Annotated in this window: 14 protein-coding genes; 10 read left to right on the top strand and 4 right to left on the bottom strand. The window is 60.4% G+C overall.

The genetic code is table 11. From position 1 onward, the window contains the following. Positions 1-27: 27 nt before the first annotated feature. Positions 28-369 carry a hypothetical protein gene (locus ABTV29_RS19125; protein ID WP_433766253.1) on the bottom strand — a complete coding sequence of 114 codons (342 nt, stop codon included), beginning with the start codon at positions 367-369 and terminating at the stop codon, positions 28-30. A 253-nt stretch (positions 370-622) separates the two neighbouring features. Beyond that, positions 623-1,624 (bottom strand): amidohydrolase family protein, encoded by a 1,002-nt coding sequence (locus tag ABTV29_RS19120; protein WP_433766252.1) that lies wholly within the window; start codon positions 1,622-1,624, stop codon positions 623-625. A gap of 435 nt (positions 1,625-2,059) precedes the next feature. Between ABTV29_RS19120 and ABTV29_RS19115 the strand changes: the two genes are divergently transcribed. The 3 genes from ABTV29_RS19115 to ABTV29_RS19105 all read left to right on the top strand — a co-directional run bounded on the left by ABTV29_RS19115 (position 2,060) and on the right by ABTV29_RS19105 (position 6,088). Then, the gene (locus ABTV29_RS19115; protein ID WP_433766251.1) at positions 2,060-3,397 is read left to right on the top strand and encodes an MFS transporter; all 1,338 of its coding nucleotides are present in this window, start codon (positions 2,060-2,062) and stop codon (positions 3,395-3,397) included. Between the two features lie 46 nt (positions 3,398-3,443). Beyond that, on the top strand, positions 3,444-4,706 hold the full coding sequence (locus ABTV29_RS19110; RefSeq protein ID WP_433766250.1) for a gallate dioxygenase: 1,263 nt from the start codon (positions 3,444-3,446) through the stop codon (positions 4,704-4,706). 134 nt (positions 4,707-4,840) lie between these two features. Further along, positions 4,841-6,088 carry an OprD family porin gene (locus ABTV29_RS19105; protein WP_433766249.1) on the top strand — a complete coding sequence of 416 codons (1,248 nt, stop codon included), beginning with the start codon at positions 4,841-4,843 and terminating at the stop codon, positions 6,086-6,088. Between the two features lie 282 nt (positions 6,089-6,370). Here ABTV29_RS19105 and ABTV29_RS19100 read toward each other — a convergent pair whose 3' ends face one another. Continuing rightward, positions 6,371-7,591: a LysR family transcriptional regulator gene (locus ABTV29_RS19100; protein WP_433766248.1), complete on the bottom strand. Its 1,221-nt coding sequence runs from the start codon at positions 7,589-7,591 to the stop codon at positions 6,371-6,373. Positions 7,592-7,744: 153 nt separating this feature from the next. On the opposite strand from ABTV29_RS19100, the gene galB reads away from it, so the two are divergent. The 5 genes from galB (at position 7,745) to ABTV29_RS19075 (ending at position 12,188) form a co-directional block, all read left to right on the top strand. Next, complete coding sequence (gene galB, locus ABTV29_RS19095) at positions 7,745-8,479, top strand: 4-oxalmesaconate hydratase (protein ID WP_433766247.1); 735 nt, start codon at positions 7,745-7,747, stop codon at positions 8,477-8,479. Further along, positions 8,476-9,192, top strand: coding sequence for a 4-carboxy-4-hydroxy-2-oxoadipate aldolase/oxaloacetate decarboxylase (locus ABTV29_RS19090; protein WP_433766246.1), 717 nt, complete (start codon positions 8,476-8,478; stop codon positions 9,190-9,192). Before galB ends, ABTV29_RS19090 begins: the two co-directional genes overlap by 4 nt. A gap of 2 nt (positions 9,193-9,194) precedes the next feature. Then, a complete protein-coding gene (locus ABTV29_RS19085; protein WP_433766245.1) occupies positions 9,195-10,283 on the top strand; it encodes a 4-oxalomesaconate tautomerase in 1,089 nt (362 codons plus the stop codon). 118 nt (positions 10,284-10,401) lie between these two features. Then, positions 10,402-11,274: a GNAT family N-acetyltransferase gene (locus ABTV29_RS19080; protein WP_433766244.1), complete on the top strand. Its 873-nt coding sequence runs from the start codon at positions 10,402-10,404 to the stop codon at positions 11,272-11,274. Beyond that, the gene (locus ABTV29_RS19075) at positions 11,274-12,188 is read left to right on the top strand and encodes a polysaccharide deacetylase family protein (RefSeq protein ID WP_433766243.1); all 915 of its coding nucleotides are present in this window, start codon (positions 11,274-11,276) and stop codon (positions 12,186-12,188) included. The genes ABTV29_RS19080 and ABTV29_RS19075 overlap by 1 nt, the downstream gene beginning before the upstream one ends. Before the next feature lie 90 nt (positions 12,189-12,278). Here ABTV29_RS19075 and ABTV29_RS19070 read toward each other — a convergent pair whose 3' ends face one another. Next, a complete protein-coding gene (locus ABTV29_RS19070; protein WP_433766242.1) occupies positions 12,279-12,890 on the bottom strand; it encodes a LysE family translocator in 612 nt (203 codons plus the stop codon). A gap of 1,070 nt (positions 12,891-13,960) precedes the next feature. On the opposite strand from ABTV29_RS19070, the gene ABTV29_RS19065 reads away from it, so the two are divergent. Both ABTV29_RS19065 and ABTV29_RS19060 read left to right on the top strand, forming a co-directional pair. Next, entirely contained in the window at positions 13,961-14,377 is a 417-nt protein-coding gene (locus tag ABTV29_RS19065) for a DUF6006 family protein (RefSeq protein WP_077431723.1), read from the top strand. A gap of 276 nt (positions 14,378-14,653) precedes the next feature. Further along, positions 14,654-17,362: a hypothetical protein gene (locus ABTV29_RS19060; protein ID WP_433766241.1), complete on the top strand. Its 2,709-nt coding sequence runs from the start codon at positions 14,654-14,656 to the stop codon at positions 17,360-17,362. The last annotated feature ends 4 nt before the right edge of the window (positions 17,363-17,366 follow it).

The raw sequence follows: 17,366 nt of genomic DNA, 5'->3' as shown, positions 1-17,366 counted from the left end.
GGAATGAGGCTCAATGTGGGACAGGAATCAAACGCGGGGCGGTCGCCATACCCCGGACGGGGTCTGTACGGGCAGGGAGTCGCTGAAAAAGGAAAGCACCACGGGGCTGAACACGGTGATAGGCGGCTTGAGGATCGAGACTTGCAGCATGCCGCCCGACTTGCACTCCTGGCCCGGCTTGCAAGGTTTGCCGTGCTCGGTGGGGCTTTTCATGTCGTTGCAGCAGTCCATGCCCATGTCATCCATCATCGCCATGCCCATGGTCTTCATCGGGCAAGGTTCTGTCGGTGCCTGGACGCCCGCCATCCCGCTGAGGGGAAGCGCAAGGCTGATCAGGAAGATGAGACAAAACCGCAGATAGCGTTTCATGGGCTGGAGTCTAGTCGCTGAAAATTGCTCATACAATTGGGCGAATGGAATAAACGGCCTGCCGGGGGGCCTTGGGTAGGCGATGACACCGCAGCTGCATTAAGCCAGCATTACAGGCATTGAAACGGCGTTGTTTTTCTAACCCAACCTTGCCACTTTTCAATGATCAGCTGCCACACCCGTGTGCCTGCAGGGCATGGCGGCATCGCGAGAGGCCGCACCTCAACCGTCGGGCTAACCGTGGCTTATAGGGTCAAGCGGTAAAGCCAAACAGGCGCTTCGGGGTGTCCCAGAGAATTTTCTGGCGGTCACTGGCATTGGGGAACATGTCGCCGAAGTTGCTCAGGACGGTGCCCAATTCCATGCTTTGCCGCGCGCGCAGAAACGGCCAGTCGGTGCCCCACATGCAGTTGTCGGCGGTGAATGCCTGCAGCAGTGCCAACTGGTAGGGCTTGGCGTCGGCATAGGGGTAACTTTCCCGGGAGTACTGCGACAGCCCGGAGAGTTTGACGAAGGTGCGTCCGTTGCCGGCCAGTGACAGCAGTGCCTGGAAAGCCGGCTGCTTCAAGCCGGCACGGGCATCGGGCCGGCCGGAGTGGTCGATCAACACACGGCTGCGCGTGCGCTCAAGCAAGGGCAGCAGTGCCAGCAGCTGATCGTCCTTGACCTGGATCTGGGCATACAGGTCCAGCTCGGCCAGGCGCCCCATCAGGCTGTCGATTTTCAGATAACGCTCGGGCCCCAGCAACGCGGCATTGAGCGCCACACCGATTACACCCTGCGTCTTGTATTGCGCGAGCGTCTCGCTGGAGACGTCGTTCGGCACCACCACCACACCTTTATGGCGGCCTTCGTTGCGCGCCAGCGTGTCGAGCAGGCAGCTGTTGTCGTAGCCGTAAGCCGAGGTCGGCTGCACGATCACTGAATGGCGAATGCCAAAGGCCTGCATGACCCGCTCGTAATACGCCGCAGGGCCGACCTCGGGACCTGCCGGCTGGTAGGTGGAGTCAGCGGGGTAGGGGAACTGGGCAGGGTCGATCACATGATGGTGGCAATCGATCTTGGGCTGTGACAGCAGACTGAGCAGTTGGGGATCCATGGTCGTACCTGCATTGTCTTCGTTCTGCCGAGCAGCGCCTGAAGCGTTCTGACTCAGGATCGGCAGGCCAAGCGCGGCGCTGGCGGTCAGCACAACGGAGCTGTTTTTGAGCAGCGAGCGGCGGGAAAAAGCTGTGTCAGCGACAGGCGTGGTCATGTTCAAACCCTTGTTTTATTTTCACGGATGTACTCATTCACCTGTAGGAGCGAGCCTGCTCGCGAAAAACGTCCGGACAACGCGTTCATCCAAACAGCCCGCGTTATCGTTAACGCCCATCGCGAGCAGGCTCGCTCCTACAGGGGGGCGGGCAGAGGTGTTATCGACCTTAGAGCAGCGCTTGCATGGCGTCGTCTGTGAAGTCGTTAAGCAGGTATCGCTTTTGTTTATGGGCATTTACCTGTGACTGGGCGCCAGGGGCAACGGCGCCCTTGCATTCACCCGATAAGAAAAACCGATACCCGCTTAAGGATTTCCCAGAGGCGGGGCGGGCACTTGCGGCTTTAGAGTCACGGCCAGTGTTCGACGATGGGCCGGCCTCGACGCCATGGCGGACTCTGTCGCAATTTCTACAAAAATAAGAAGGTGAAAAACATGAGTCACGAAACGGTCGACATCAAAGCGTGGATCGATAACCGCCCGGTTGCCAGGTATCAGTGGCTCATCATGAGCCTGTGCTTCTTCATTGTTCTATTCGATGGCCTCGATGTGGCGGTGATGGGTTTTATCGCGCCTTCGCTGATCCAGGAATGGGGCCTCTCCAAGGCTGCCTTCGGCCCGGTCATGAGCGCGGGCATGGTCGGCCTCGCCATTGGTGCGCTGACGGCCGGCCCCTACGCCGACCGCCTGGGGCGCAAGAAGGTGCTGCTGTTTGCCGTGACCGGATTCAGCGTGCTCAGCCTGGCGTGTGCGTTCGCCCGTAACCCCTACGAGCTTGCCGCTTTGCGGTTGTTGACCGGTGTGGCCCTGGGCGCCGCAATGCCGAACACCACCACGCTGCTGGCCGAATACCTGCCAGAGCGCAATCGCTCGCTGTTCATCACCATCATGTTCACCGGTTTCAACATGGGCTCGGGGCTGGGCGGCTTGCTGGCGGCCTGGTTGATTCCCTTGCACGGCTGGCAATCGGTGTTGCTGGTCGGCGGCATCCTGCCACTGGTGTTGCTGCCTTTCCTCTGGATGCTGTTGCCTGAGTCCGCACGCTTCCTGGCGGCGCGCAATGCACCCGCCGCGCAGATCGCCAAAGTGCTGAACAAGCTCGGCGGCACCTTCTCGGCGACCACGCACTTCACCCTCGCCGAACCCCAGGCCCAGCACAAGGCACCGGTGCGCATGCTGTTCACCGAACGCTATCGCACCGGCACCCTGGCGCTGTGGTTGACCTATTTCATGGGCCTGCTGGTGATCTACCTGACCATGGGCTGGATGCCGACCCTGTTGCGTGAAGGTGGCCTGTCCATTGAACGGGCGGCGACCATCACCGGGCTGTTCCAGATCGGCGGTACCGTCGGGGCTATCGTGGTCGGCTGGATCATGGACCGGCGCAACCCGAACGGGGTCATTGCCACCAGCTATGCATTGGGCGGCGTCTTCATTCTGCTGCTGGGGGCGTTCAGCCTGGAGTCGAGCCTGCTGGCAGTGGGTGTGATTGCCGCGGGTTTCTGCATGAGCGGCGCGCAGACCGGGCTCAACGCTTTTGCTCCCGGCTACTACCCGACGGATTTCCGCGCCACGGGCGTGAGCTGGATGCTGGGCATCGGTCGATTCGGGGCTATCTTTGGCTCTCTCATCGGTGGTGCGGTACTCAGCCTCGGCTTGGGCCTGCCATTGCTGTTCGCCCTGTTGAGCGTGCCGGCCTTCATCGCGGCCCTGGCCATCCTGGCCAACGGTCATGCCCGGCGCCGGGTCAGCCAGACCTTGGTGGCGCACTAAGCTTTTTCGAACACTTTTTATCGGCACTCGAACACAGGAACTCAACATGGCACGCATCATCGGTGGCCTCGCTGTCTCCCACACACCCACCATCGGCTTTGCCGTCGATCACGACAAACAGAACGAGGCGGCCTGGGCGCCGATTTTCGAAGGCTTCGAACCGATCAAGGTGTGGTTGAAGGAGCAGCAACCGGATGTGCTGTTCTACATCTTCAACGACCACGTGACGTCGTTTTTCTTCGACCACTATGGTGCGTTCTCCCTCGGGGTCGATGAGCGTTACGAGGTGGCGGACGAGGGCGGCAACCCGCGCTCGCTGCCGGCGGTCGGCGGGCATGCGGCGCTGTCGCGACACATTGGCCAGAGCCTGATGGCCGATGAGTTCGACATGAGTTTCTTCCGCGACAAGCCGCTGGACCATGGCTTCTTCTCGCCGATGTCGGCACTGTTGCCTTGCACACCTGAGTGGCCGGTGGAAATCGTGCCGCTGCAGGTCGGGGTGTTGCAGTTCCCGATCCCCAGCGCCTTGCGTTGCTATAAGTTGGGACAGGCCCTGCGCCGGGCGATCGAAAGCTATCCCGAAGACCTGAAGGTGGCCATTGTCGCCACCGGTGGCGTGTCCCATCAGGTGCATGGCGAGCGTTGCGGTTTCAACAATCCGCAGTGGGACGAGCAGTTCATCGATCTGCTGGTCAACGACCCGCAGCGCCTGACTGAAATGACCCATGCCGAGTACGCCACCCTCGGCGGGATGGAAGGCTCGGAGGTGATCACCTGGCTGATCATGCGGGGCGCCTTGTCCGCCACGGTGAAAAACCTGCATCAGGACTACTACCTGCCGTCCATGACCGGCATCGCCACGCTGCTGCTGGAAAACCAGGATCGTCCGGTTCCGGCGGATGTGAACGCACGCCACTTGCAGCACATGCAGCACCAGTTGGCCGGTATCGAGAAACTGGAAGGGACCTATCCGTTCACCCTGGAGCGCAGTGCCAAGGGTTATCGCTTGAACAAGTTCCTGCATCGCATGATCGAGCCGCAATGGCGCCTGCGTTTTCTCGAGGCGCCCGAGGCGCTGTTCGAGGAGGGGGGCTTGAGCGAAGAGGAACGCGAACTGCTGCGACGCCGTGACTGGCGCGGCTTGATCCAGTACGGGGCGATTTTCTTCGTGCTGGAGAAACTCGCGGCGGTACTCGGGATTCCCAACTTGCAGGTCTACGCGGCGATGCGTGGGCAGAGCCTGGAAGAGTTCATGAAGACCCGCAATCAGCAGGTGCTCTACTCGGTGGCGGGCGAGGCCCCTCGCTGATCTTCGGGAGCGACCGCTCCGTCAGTTTTCGGCGACCCTGACCGGGTCGCCTTCACCCTTTCTGTTCGATCTCACTGTGCCCGCATTTGAGGGCGCAGGGCATTCCCTTACCCAAAAACCGGAAAACAATAACAATGAAAATCACCGTCAATCCTCGAATCGCTTGCTCGCTGGTCGTTATTTGCGTGGCCCCCCTGGACGTTCAGGCCGAAGGGTTTGTCGAGGACGCCAGCGCCAACCTGAACCTGCGCAACTTCTACATCAATCGCAACTTCACCAACCCGGCCTACCCGCAAGGCAAGGCCGAGGAGTGGACGCAGAACTTCATTCTGGATGCCAAATCCGGTTTCACCCAGGGCACGGTGGGGGTTGGTGTGGATGTGTTGGGGCTTTACTCGGTCAAGCTGGACGGTGGCAAGGGCACCGGCGGTACGCAACTGCTGCCGGTGGATAGCGATGGTCGTCCTGCCGATGATTTCGGCCGTCTGGCCGTCGCCGGGAAAATGAAAGTGGGGAAAACCGAACTGAAGGTCGGTGAGTGGATGCCGGTGCTGCCGATCCTGCGTTCCGACGATGGCCGCTCGCTGCCGCAAACCTTTCGTGGCGGCCAGGTCACTTCGCAGGATATCGCTGGCCTGACCCTCTACGGTGGCCAGTTCCGGCAGAACAGCCCGCGCAACGATTCGAGCATGGACGACATGTTCATGCAGGGCAAAACTGCGTTCACCTCCGATCGCTTCAACTTCGTCGGGGGCGAATACAGCTTCAACGAGAAACGCACGATGATCGGTCTGTGGAATGCCGAGCTCAAGGACATCTACCAGCAACAGTACCTGCAACTGGTTCACAGCCAACCGCTGGGGGCCTGGACCCTGGGCGCGAACCTTGGCTACTTCTGGGGCCGCGAGGATGGCAGCGCCCGTGCCGGCGACCTGGACAACCGCACCATCTCGGCACTGCTGTCCGCCCGTTATGGCGGCAACACCTTCTACGTCGGCCTGCAAAAGCTCACCGGCGATGATGCGTGGATGCGAGTCAACGGCACCAGCGGCGGCACCTTGGCCAACGACAGCTACAACAGCAGCTATGACAACGCCCGGGAAAAATCCTGGCAACTGCGCCACGACTACAACTTCGTCGCCCTGGGAATTCCCGGCCTGACCCTGATGAACCGCTACATCAGCGGCGATAACGTACACACCGGCAGCGTCACCGATGGCAAGGAGTGGGGCCGTGAGACCGAGTTGGGCTACACGGTGCAGAGCGGCACCTTCAAGAACCTGAACATGCGCCTGCGCAACTCCAGCATCCGTCGCGACTACAGCAGCAACGAGTTCGACGAAAACCGTTTGATTGTCAGCTATCCCTTCGGCTTGCTTTGAGGCCTGGCCACTTTACCGGCGCTGCCCCTGTGGGAGCGGGCTTGCCCGCGAAGAGGCCGGCACATCCAGCATCAATGGTGACTGACACACCGCGATCGCGGGCAAGCCTTGCTCCCACAGGGATCGTGGTTGGCCACATTTTTGTGTTCATCGAAGACCCATTGTAGGAGCGAGCCTGCTCGCGATGGACGTCAACGATAACGCGTGCTGTCTGAATGAACGCGTTGCCCTGACGTTTATCGCGAGCAGGCTCGCTCCTACAGGGGATTGGCAGCGTGTCAGTCACGCGGCCGCTTCGCGAATCACCTGGCGAATCACATCCAACAGGGCCTGCGCCACCGGCGAGTGCAGGCAGCCATTGCGATAAGTCAGGCCGATGGCCCGGGTGGTCTGTTTCAGCTCCAGCGGCAGGATGCACAGCTCGCCCGAGGCAATCTCCGGTTCCAGTTGGTGGGCGGAGACGGCCGCGAGCATGTCCGAGCGCAGCAACAGCCCACGGATGATTGCCATGTCGCCGCTTTCCACGACCGGCCGGGGTGGTGCAATGCCGAACCGGGTGAAGCACTCGTCGAGCATCCTGCGGGCTGGCGAGCCGGCACGAGGCAACACCCAGCGGGCTGCGCCGAGCTCATCGTGCGGGACCTGTCTTGAACAGAGCGGATGATCGCGCCGCGCCAACACCACCATTTCTTCCGTGAGCAACGCCTCGCCGGTCAGGTCGCTGGCGTAGGTGTCCGCGCGCAGGGCACCGAAAATGAAATCGACATCGCCGGCTCGCAACTCGCTCGCCAGCAGATCGAACGGGCTTTCATTGGTGATCACCTGGATAGCGGGGTGCTGGGCCATCAGGCGCACGATGGCTTCGGGCAATATGCGCGTGCGTCCCAGGGGCAGGGCGCCGACATGCACCACGCCTTGCAGGGTGCCGCGGATGGCGGTGATGTCCGTTTCGATGTGGCGCAACTCATTCAGCGCCCGGCGAATCGGGAACAGGATCTCCTGGCTGGCGCGGGTCGGCTGCAAACCACGGGGCGTGCGCTCGAAGAGTGTTTGCCCGCAGCCGCTTTCCATGACCTTGATGGTCGAACTGATCGCCGGCTGGCTCAGGCCGAGCAGGCTGGCGACGGTCTGCATGTGCTGGGTTTCGCAGAGTTTGACGAACACTTGCAGGCGTCGGGCCTGGAACAGGTAGAGCGGTTCAATCGCGCGTTTGTCCCCGCCGCCGAGCAGTCGCGGCACGCTCTCCAGCTCCGCCAGCACCCGTCGCGCCCGCGGCAGCAAGCGCTCACCGTAATCAGTCAGGCGCATACCGTTGGCATGGCGTTCGAACAGCGGCACATCGAGTCGGGCTTCCAGTTCGCCAATCGATCGGGTCACTACCGACTGCGCCCGGAACAGAGCCACGGAAGCTTTGGAAACGCTGCCGTGATCGGCCACCCTGACGAAGGCGCGCACGTTCATCAGGTTCGAGAGCATTGGGTTAGAGAGATCTGTGGGTTCCATGGGGGGCTCTGCAAATCGGTGTCTGGGCCGGACTATGCATCTCCCATTGTTGGGTAGCAATAAAAAAAACGCATACCTCCAGCAACGCAACGCATTACTGCGCCGGCGGGTCGCGGTGCGATGCTCTTTGCAACCGCAGGAGGAGTATCCGCAATGATCCAATCACCGAAAAATGCGCTGGTTGTCAGCGCCCACTCAGCCGATTTCGTCTGGCGCGCAGGCGGCGCCATCGCGCTGCATGCGCAACAGGGCTACAACGTGCACATCGTCTGCCTGTCCTTCGGCGAGCGCGGCGAGTCGGCCAAGCTGTGGCGCAAGGGCGAGATGAGCGAAGAGAAAGTCAAAGCCGCCCGCCGTGAAGAGGCCCAGGCCGCTGCCGATATCCTGGGCGCCAGCGTCGAGTTCTTTGACATCGGCGACTATCCGATGCGCGCCGACAAGGAAACCCTGTTTCGCCTGGCCGATGTGTTTCGCCGGGTCCAGCCGGAATTCGTCCTCAGCCATTCGCTTAAAGACCCCTATAACTACGACCACCCGCTGGCCATGAACCTGACGCAAGAGGCGCGCATCATTGCCCAGGCCGAAGGCTACAAGCCGGGCGAGAAAATCGTCGGCGCGCCACCGGTGTACAGCTTCGAACCGCACCAGCCCGAGCAATGCGAATGGCGTCCAGACGTGCTGCTGGACATCACTCAAGTGTGGGACAAGAAGTACGCCGCCATCCAGTGCATGGCCGGCCAGGAACACCTGTGGGAGTACTACACCCGCGTTGCCTTGCAGCGCGGCGTACAGGCCAAGCGCAACGTTGGTATCACCTCCAGCCGCGACATCATTTATGGCGAGGGCTACCAGAGCATCTTCCCGCGCGTCACGGAGAATCTGGCATGAGCATGTTGATCGGAAAAATCGGCATCGTCGTGCGCAACATCGACCGCGCCGAGCAGTCATTGGTCGATGAGCTGCGCAGCTTCGGTGTCGCCACGATTCATGAAGCGCAGGGTCGCAAGGGCCTGCTGTCATCGTCGATCACACCGATCCAGCGCGGCACCGCTATCAGTGGTTCGGCGGTCACGGTGCTGGTTTCTCCTGGCGATAACTGGATGTTCCATGTGGCGGTGGAGCAATGCCGCCCCGGCGATATCCTGGTGGTCGCGCCCAGCTCACCTTGCACCGACGGTTACTTCGGCGACTTGCTCGCCACTTCGCTCAAGGCCCATGGCGTGCGGGGCCTGGTGATCGATGCCGGCGTGCGTGACACCCATACCCTGCGGGAGATGGGCTTTGCGGTCTGGTCCCGCGCCGTTTGCGCGCAAGGCACTATCAAGGAGACCCTGGGGTCGGTGAACCTGCCGCTGGTGTGCGGCGATCAACTGGTCAACCCTGGCGATGTGGTGGTCGCCGATGACGACGGCGTGGTCGTCGTGCGTCGGGGCGAGGTGCCGCAGGTTGTCGAGGCCAGCCGCGCACGCGCCGATCTGGAAGAGCAGAAGGCGTTGCGCCTGGCCAGGGGCGAACTGGGGCTGGACATCTACAACATGCGCCAGCGGCTCGCGGAAAAGGGCTTGCGCTATGTCGACAGCCTTGACGAGCTCGGAGACTGAGCATGGGCCAGACACGTATTCCATGCTTGTTGATGCGTGGTGGAACGTCGAAAGGCGCGTACTTTCTGGCCGGCGATCTGCCCGGCGACCCGGCGCTTCGAGACCGCGTGCTGCTGGCGGTCATGGGGTCACCGGATGCGCGGCAAATCGACGGTCTCGGTGGCGGCGACTCGCTGACCAGCAAAGTGGCAATCATCAAGCCCAGCACCCGCGCCGATGCTGACGTGGATTACCTGTTTGCCCAGGTGCTGGTGGATGAACCGCGCGTCGATTACGGCCAGAACTGCGGCAACATTCTCGCCGCTGTCGGGCCCTTTGCGATTGAGCGCGGATTGGTGGCGGCGTCGGGGGATGTCACCCCGGTGCGCATTTTCATGGAAAACACCGGGCAGATCGCGATTGCCCAGGTGCCGACACCGGACGGCAGCGTCAGCTATTCGGGTCAGGCACGGATTGACGGAGTGCCCGGCTACGGTGCGCCACTGGTGGTTGAGTTCGAGGACATCGCCGGCTCCAGCTGCGGAGCATTGCTGCCCACCGGCAAGGTGGTCGATGTGTTCGATGGGGTGGAGGTCACCTGCGTCGACAACGGCATGCCGGTCGTGCTTATCCGTGCCGAAGACCTCGGGCTCAGTGGCTATGAGCCCCCGGCACAACTGGACGGCGACATCCCATTGAAGGCCCGGCTTGAATCGATCCGTTTGCAGGCCGGAACGCGCATGAACCTGGGCGACGTGAGTCAGCGCAATGTGCCCAAGATGTGCCTGATTGCGCCGGCTCAAAGGGGAGGGGCATTAAGCACTCGCAGCTTCATCCCGCATCGCTGCCACACCAGCATCGGCGTGTTCGGAGCGGTCAGCGTGGCCGTTGCCTGCCTGATCGAGGGCAGCGTGGCAGTGGGCGTGGCCTGTGTCGTCGAGGGCGACATCAAGCAACTCTCGGTCGAACACCCCACGGGAGAGTTCACCGTTGCGTTGCATCTGAACAACGATCGTCTGGTGAGCTGCGGCCTGCTGAGAACGGCCCGATTGTTGTTGGACGGCGCCGTCTGTGTTCCGCGCACGCTATGGAAAGGCAATCAGGGCTGTTGAACGTCGTGTCCAGGTACGACGGGAGGCCCTGGCTCAACACTCGGCTTGAAGCTATACCGAAAGGGTTCGCAGTGGGGATGAACCACATGCCCGGTTAGCGGCGCAGGAGAACTTCGCGGTGTCGAATGAGCTGGTCATACGCAACATGACCCGTCCCGAGCTGGACGGGCTCGTCGAGTGGGCTGCCCGTGAGGGGTGGAATCCCGGCTTTCACGATGCCGAGCTGTTCTGGGCTACGGACCCAGCAGCCTTTATCGCAGCGACCCGGGGTGACGAATTGATCGGCGGCGGTGCCATCACCTCCTACAACGGCGAATTCGGCTTCATGGGTTTTTTCATCGTCCGGCCTGAATATCGCGGTCAAGGCCTGGGCAATACTCTCTGGCATGCACGCCGCGAGCGGCTCCTTGCCCGCCTGCGCCCAGGCGCGAGCATCGGCATGGACGGCGTCTTTGCGATGCAGGACTACTACGCCAAGGGTGGTTTCGTCTTCTCCCATCGCAACCTGCGTTTTCGTGCCGAGCTCACCGAGCGCCGGGCGCCCTGGCCGATAGACTCCGAGGACATTGTCCCGTTGGCCTCCGTGCCGTTCGATCAGGTTGTCGATTACGACCGCACCTGCTTCCCCGCCGCGCGGGAAACCTTCCTGAGCGGGTGGATAGCCCAGGGCGATGCACTCGCCGTGGGTTGCCGGCGCGAGGGCAGGCTAAGTGGCTACGGTGTAATAAGACGCTGCCGCGAAGGCTGCAAAATCGGCCCCTTGTTCGCCGATGACGCCCAGGCCGCCAATGCCCTTTACGCGCGCCTGGCGGAATTTGCGCAGGGTGGCCCGCTGTTTCTCGATGCCCCGGAGAATAACCCCGCCGCCATGGCGCTGGTGCGCCAACAGGGCATGAGCGAGGTTTTCGGCTGCGCACGCATGTACCTCGGGCCACCTCCGGCGATCGCGCACGAACGTGTGTTCGGCGTCACGACCTTCGAGCTGGGCTGATGGCCACTCGCGACCTCATCGGTTACGGCGGCTGCCCACCCCACCCGCGATGGCCCGGTGATGCGCGGGTCGCGGTCCAGTTCGTACTGAACATCGAAGAGGGCGGAGAGTCATGCATCCACAATGGCGATGCACAGTCGGAGGCCTGGCTTCACGAGCTACCCGGCCGCCCCCCGCGTGTGGGGGAACCGGACTTGAGCGTCGAGGGCATGTACGAATACGGATCGCGCGCAGGTGTGTGGCGCATCCTGGAACTGTTCAACGCCCGAGGCTTGCCGCTGACCGCCTTCGCCGTCGGCCGGGCACTGGAACTCACCCCGGCGATTGGCCATGCGCTTTGCGCCGCCGGGCATGAGATTGCCGGGCATGGCTACCGTTGGCTGGACTATCGCGACATGCCTGAAGACCAGGAACGGCACCACATCCAGCTCACCCGCGACATTATCGAAAAGATCTGCGGTAAACGCCCCGTAGGTTGGTACACCGGCAGGGTCAGCCAGAACACCCGCCGCCTGTTGCGCGAGGAGGGCGGGTTTCTCTATAGCTCGGACGCCTATAACGATGATCTGCCCTATTGGCTCCCCGGCTCGCCCGCTCATCTGGTGATCCCTTACACCTTGGTCAACAACGACGCCCGCTATCTGCTGCCGAACGGTTTCGCCTGCGGTGACGACTTCTTCCAGCTGCTCAAGGATGCTTTCGACCTGCTGTGGCAGGAGGGCGCGCAATCCCCGAAGATGATGAGCGTCGGCCTGCATGGGCGGATCAGTGGCCACCCTGGCCGGATCAGTGGCCACCCTGGCCGAGCGATGGCGCTGGCGCGCTTCCTCGATTACGTGCAAGGCCACGACGCGGTGTGGATCTGCCGGCGCGAAGAAATTGCCAGGCACTGGATAAGCCAATTCCCCGCGTGAGCGGCAAGCCGGATACTGATGGGGTGGTGTAGCCGGAACGGTACAAAGTGAAGGCGTTGCAGGTGCGCAAAGCCTTCACAGGAGAAAGGATTAGCGAGAAACGGCCATCCAGCCGGCACAACCGGTCATTACACCCGCTGACGTCCTGTTCAAGCGCTTCATTGCCTTCGAAGACCGGATGGCGCGTTTGATTCGGGACGCGGTGATGAGATAAGCCGACTGGATGGTGAGATCGATTCCAATGCCAAGCGCGGTAATGAAGGCGACCTCCGGCCAGGACAGGGCCGTCAGATCGAATGCATGTGGCAGCACTGCGCCGAAAAATACCACGGCCTTCGGATTACTCAGGGTGAGCACGGCTCCTGCAAGAAGGCCCCGGCTGGCGGAGCGTTCCGGCGGTTCTTGAGGTGATTCGGTGTTCTTCGACCATAGGTTCCATGCGATGAACAGGATGAAGGCAATACCGAGCCATTTCACCGCGATGAACACTTGCTCAAACTGCAGCGCCAGAGCTGCAAGACCAAGGGTTGCGACCAACAGCCAGACAGCATTGCCCAGCACCATGCCTGCGATAAAGGGTATCGAAGACCGTGCCCCGCGCGACACCACCTGCCCTAGAAGAGCGCCCTGGGCGGGCCCGGGAATGGCGGCTGCAATCGCGAATGGAACGACAAAAAACCAGATCGAAGAAGTAACGCTCATGTGCGAATCCTCCATATTGCTTGGTGCACAAAGGGAAATACTCGCACTGGATGAGCGGGGAAAACAATACGGTCGGTGGCTGCTCTTGCACGGAAGAGCCGCAGTTGTAATGGCGGCTTCAAGCCGTTTCAGGGAGACGTAGCTATCCGAGGGCTTGTCCTTTCGCAATGTCTGAGTTGGGGTGTTAGCGGTCTCACGCCAGGGGCCGCAATCGGCCAAATGCAGCCATTGGATGAAAGTCCGTAAATTGGCGACAATCCGCGCCATTCTGACTTCGCAAGCTAATTCGGGTGGTTCGAAAAGTACCCCAGCGATTTCCATTAGCGTGCGAAATTGCACTCCACTTGACCGCCCGTTTGCATTCGACCTGACCAGTCATTTGCATTCGTTCTGACCTCCGATTGCATCGGATTTGACCAGCACGCTTTGTAACCATGATTGGCAGAGAGTGGCCGATTCTGTTGAAAAAGTCGGCCATGGTTTCCGCAGCAGAAAAGAATGCTTCTGAGATTGAAATCTTCACTTTCGGCAAAGGTTAGCGGACTCAGATTTCACGTATCAGCGTGCTAAAAAGGTGCTTTCACCGGTCAATCTTCTGGCCGTTTCAGAAAACCGACTGTTTTCAACAGAATCGGCCAGAAACAGCCACTCACGAGATACCGCTTACAATCTAAAGCTGCGACAACACCGTGGGTGGAATCTGTGCAATTTTCAACTAAGAAGTCTGGGGTAAGCTGGACGACGCTGGGCCGGTCCTGTCCTAATACCAATGGGTTTCGGTCGAATCGATTGCGATGAGAACGTTGTCGAATTGCAGGAGCATAACGCGAATCATTTTTTCAGCGATTTCCTAGCCCTTCAAACTACAGTCTGATTAATTGCGATTACTGGCGCCGCCTTGGCTTCCAATTGCTCTGACGAATGCCGTCGTACTGTCTATCATTGCAGGACGACATCTGGTCCTTGGCCAAAGTAATGATGCCCCAGCATTGGAGACCGAAACAAACAAACGTCCAAGCTCACTTTTTGCTGTTATTCAGTCCATATCTTTTCCCAAGGAGTATGCGCTTATGACCGCAAAGTATCATTCGCTACTTACAGCTTCCTGCAACCTGACGTTATTTTGTCTCGTCGTTGCCGGCCCGGCATACGCAGGCATGGCGTCGGGCTGGTGGGGTGGCTCTTGGTCCTGCACTATCGATGGGCGGGCGGCTCAAATGAAGTGGACCGTGGTCGAGGCTAGCCAAACGACAGACAACGGTGATGGCACAGCGACCAGTACCTCCGGCGTCCGCTGGAAGGGCAGTTTTTCCGACAATGGTTCGAAGTGGGTGGCACTGACCAATCCTCGCCTTGGCAATAAAGGAGGAATGTACTTCAATCACGCTGATGGTAATCGATGGTATTTACCCAAACCTATAGGTAATAAAACTACGGGATGGACGACTTGGAACGGTCAGCAGTATCCATTAAGTTGCTGGAAGTAGATCTAAGATCGCTTGATCGGCTCAACCCCATGCGCATAGCACACTAGGGTCGCGCTGGCCTTCGACGTTACATAGAGAATTGTGAAACGACACGGCCACGTAAAAACGCGATCGAGGGCCGGTAACAGTCGGTCAACAGTAGTGCCTCGGGATTGCTATGCAGGATTGCGATGTGATTTTACTTGTGGCCAGATTTTTCTTGTATCTACGCAAGTGATCGTACCTTCAGCCCCACCCTTCGATTGAGACCCAACTGGTAGCTCTCTGGAGACAGCCATGTTCGACTTAACCAAGGATCTTGCCACTTACGGCGGAATTCCACCTTATGCCAGCGAGCACTACGGTGTGTACCAGCCGCTACTGGGCTGGCAATCGAAGCTAAGCAAGAAGTGGATCGAGCGCGGCGGGATCTTGGTCGATCCGCGCGTAAAGCGCATCCTCGACGGTCGTATCACACCCGGACCGACGAGCGTCAACAACTCCCCCACACTGGAGTTCATAGCCGACCCGCTGGAGCCCGGCGCGGGTAAGTCACCCTTTAAGGTGCGGCTCACAAAGGACCTGGGCAGCCAGTTGGTCCTCATCGTGCTGGCCAAGGTCCAAGCTTTCGTCGACGCGCACGCTGGCAAGCTCCCCGCCGGTCCGGAATGGGGCCAACTGATTGAAATCAACAACCTCTTGGACAAGGATAAGGGCGATCTGCGCAAGGCTAACGACGCAGCGCGCGCCTTGGCCAATCAGCAGTTGTTGCAGTCCGCTGGGCAATCGCCAACCAAGGCGATGATAGAACAGTCGCGGCGCGACTTCTTGGTGACGATGCAGTACGAATCACAGATCGCGACCCTTCTGTTAGCCCTCGCCGAAGGCCAGGCTGGTGTCAATCCGGACGAGTTGCGCAAGCTCTTTTCGGTCGACGAAGCACCGCCCCTGAGCGACATCCTGCTGCCCACCGACCCGCTGGCTAACATCGACCCCGCGGATCGCACGGGAGCACTGGCACCGGTCGGATTCGTGCACCTCTTCAGACAGTACTTCTTCGACCTCGGGACATTCATCGGCGAACCGGTCGAACATGTCTGGCTGGCGCCAGCCACGACAATCGAGCTGATCGAGGTCAGCACGCGAAAGACGGTGCTCGAGCGCACCGACGAGATCTCCCAAGAGTCCACGACCCGCAGCGAGCTGAGCGAGACGTCAAAGGACGAACTCAGCGACGCTGTTAAGGAAGAAAACACCAGCAGCACCAAACTTGGCGTGTCGAATACCAATACCGTGAAATTCGGCGTCTACCAAGGCACGGTGTCTGCAAGCTTCGGGCTGGAGTCGACACGCAAGGAGGGGCGCGAAACGACCCACAAGCAAAGCCGCGAGCAGGCTGAGAAACTGTCGACTGAGATCAAGCGCAGCTACAAGTCAGTCTTCAAGACGACGACCGAAACCACCGACACGCGCAGCCGCCGTTACGTGTTGCAGAACCCGAGCAACAAGCTCATCAATTACGAGCTGCGTCGCAAGATGCGGCGCGTGGGCGTGCAAATGCAGGATGTCGGCGTGCGCCTGTGCTGGCAAATCTTCGTCGACGACCCGGGCAGCACGTTGGGGCTGGCCGACCTCGTGCACATGGTCGAGTCGCCAGACTTGGCGAGCATTAAGGAACCGGACCTAATTCCGCGTCCCGCAGCCATTTCGAAAAAGGTCGTAGTGCCGATTCCGTTTTCGCCGATCCTCAACTACTCGAACAATCACGCCAATTACGCCTACGCCTATCTCGAAACGGCCAACACCCAGTACAAGGGAAAGCACCTGAGCATCATCAAGGGCGACGATGAAGACGAGGATAGCCAGACTATCTTCGGCCCGTTTCTGTTCAAGTTCGACCCGCCGCAGGCGAACTATGTGTTAAGCGAAGTGCGGTCGGTCGGCGTGCAGGGCAACAAACAGGCGGTGATCAAGTTCCCGCCGCAGCCCACGACCGACGGCAGTTTCGAGATCGTAATGAACTTCGTAAATTTCGGTGGCGAGAACCAGGTTAACCTCGAACTTGAGCTCATCTACCAGCCTACAAGCGACGAGATCACCCGCGTCGACACCATCAACGCGGCCAACCAGGGCAAGTACAACGCCGAGGTCCAGCGCCTGTACAAGAAGACGGTGCTTGAGAACGTTCGTGCTCGAATCAAGGACGCCAGCAACGTCCGCCAGCGCTCAACAGTTGCGTTGCGCGAAGAGGAGCGCACGATCGTCTATCGCAAGCTCATCGAGCGGCTAATGCTCGACAGCTGGAAGCTGCCCGACACGCCCGAAAACCGGAGGCTGAGCCATGTGCGTTCCGAGATCGTCCGTTCGCTGTTCGACATCGACGCGATGCTGTACTTCGTTGCGCCCGAGTGGTGGATGCCGCAGCGCCGGACGGGGCAGCTCGACCTGAATGTCAACCTCGACGGAAACCGTTACAGCCTGACCGATGGCGACAGCTCACGATGGGGCGGCGAAAAGCGCAGCGCCAATTACAACATCACCGAAGACTCGGCGCCAGCCAAGCTCGGCGCATCGCTCGGGTGGCTGATGCAGCTTGATGGCGACAACCTGCGCAATGCCTTTCTCAACGCGCCATGGGCCAAGGCCGTTGTTCCCATCCGCCCCGGTCGCGAGGTGGCTGCGCTGAACTGGTTGCGATCGATCGAAGGCCACGAGAACGACGGCTGGGATACGCCCTACCTGGGTACGTCGGCCGAAGACGCGCAGTACGCGGGCAAGACTGTGGGCGAGGTGCTCCAGATCATTGCAGAAAAGCTCACCGCCGAGAATGGCGACATTCAGAATACACTGGCCGCCGACAAGGTGTTCCAAAGCGGCTTCGACCCGCTGGCAGACGGCTTCAACGCTGGCCTGCCACCCAATCAGGTCTTCAGCCAATGGATCACCGTGTTGCCGACTGACCAGATCGTCGCCGTCGAGTACAAGCCCATCGACTTGAACATGTGACCTT

It is taken from the genome of Pseudomonas putida (assembly GCF_050989985.1).
In the GTDB taxonomy this organism is placed as follows: domain Bacteria; phylum Pseudomonadota; class Gammaproteobacteria; order Pseudomonadales; family Pseudomonadaceae; genus Aquipseudomonas; species Aquipseudomonas putida_AI.
The sequence above is the reverse complement of the archived record's forward strand: the minus strand, read 5'-3'. Positions and strand labels throughout refer to the sequence as shown.

What these genes read in the sequence shown, in the direction of transcription:
- ABTV29_RS19125 (WP_433766253.1), bottom strand. Translation starts at nt 369, where the DNA reads ATGAAACGCTATCTGCGGTTTTGTCTCATCTTCCTGATCAGCCTTGCG.
- ABTV29_RS19120 (WP_433766252.1), bottom strand. Translation starts at nt 1,624, where the DNA reads ATGACCACGCCTGTCGCTGACACAGCTTTTTCCCGCCGCTCGCTGCTC.
- ABTV29_RS19115 (WP_433766251.1), top strand. Translation starts at nt 2,060, where the DNA reads ATGAGTCACGAAACGGTCGACATCAAAGCGTGGATCGATAACCGCCCG.
- ABTV29_RS19110 (WP_433766250.1), top strand. Translation starts at nt 3,444, where the DNA reads ATGGCACGCATCATCGGTGGCCTCGCTGTCTCCCACACACCCACCATC.
- ABTV29_RS19105 (WP_433766249.1), top strand. Translation starts at nt 4,841, where the DNA reads ATGAAAATCACCGTCAATCCTCGAATCGCTTGCTCGCTGGTCGTTATT.
- ABTV29_RS19100 (WP_433766248.1), bottom strand. Translation starts at nt 7,591, where the DNA reads ATGGAACCCACAGATCTCTCTAACCCAATGCTCTCGAACCTGATGAAC.
- galB (WP_433766247.1), top strand. Translation starts at nt 7,745, where the DNA reads ATGATCCAATCACCGAAAAATGCGCTGGTTGTCAGCGCCCACTCAGCC.
- ABTV29_RS19090 (WP_433766246.1), top strand. Translation starts at nt 8,476, where the DNA reads ATGAGCATGTTGATCGGAAAAATCGGCATCGTCGTGCGCAACATCGAC.
- ABTV29_RS19085 (WP_433766245.1), top strand. Translation starts at nt 9,195, where the DNA reads ATGGGCCAGACACGTATTCCATGCTTGTTGATGCGTGGTGGAACGTCG.
- ABTV29_RS19075 (WP_433766243.1), top strand. Translation starts at nt 11,274, where the DNA reads ATGGCCACTCGCGACCTCATCGGTTACGGCGGCTGCCCACCCCACCCG.
- ABTV29_RS19070 (WP_433766242.1), bottom strand. Translation starts at nt 12,890, where the DNA reads ATGAGCGTTACTTCTTCGATCTGGTTTTTTGTCGTTCCATTCGCGATT.
- ABTV29_RS19065 (WP_077431723.1), top strand. Translation starts at nt 13,961, where the DNA reads ATGACCGCAAAGTATCATTCGCTACTTACAGCTTCCTGCAACCTGACG.
- ABTV29_RS19060 (WP_433766241.1), top strand. Translation starts at nt 14,654, where the DNA reads ATGTTCGACTTAACCAAGGATCTTGCCACTTACGGCGGAATTCCACCT.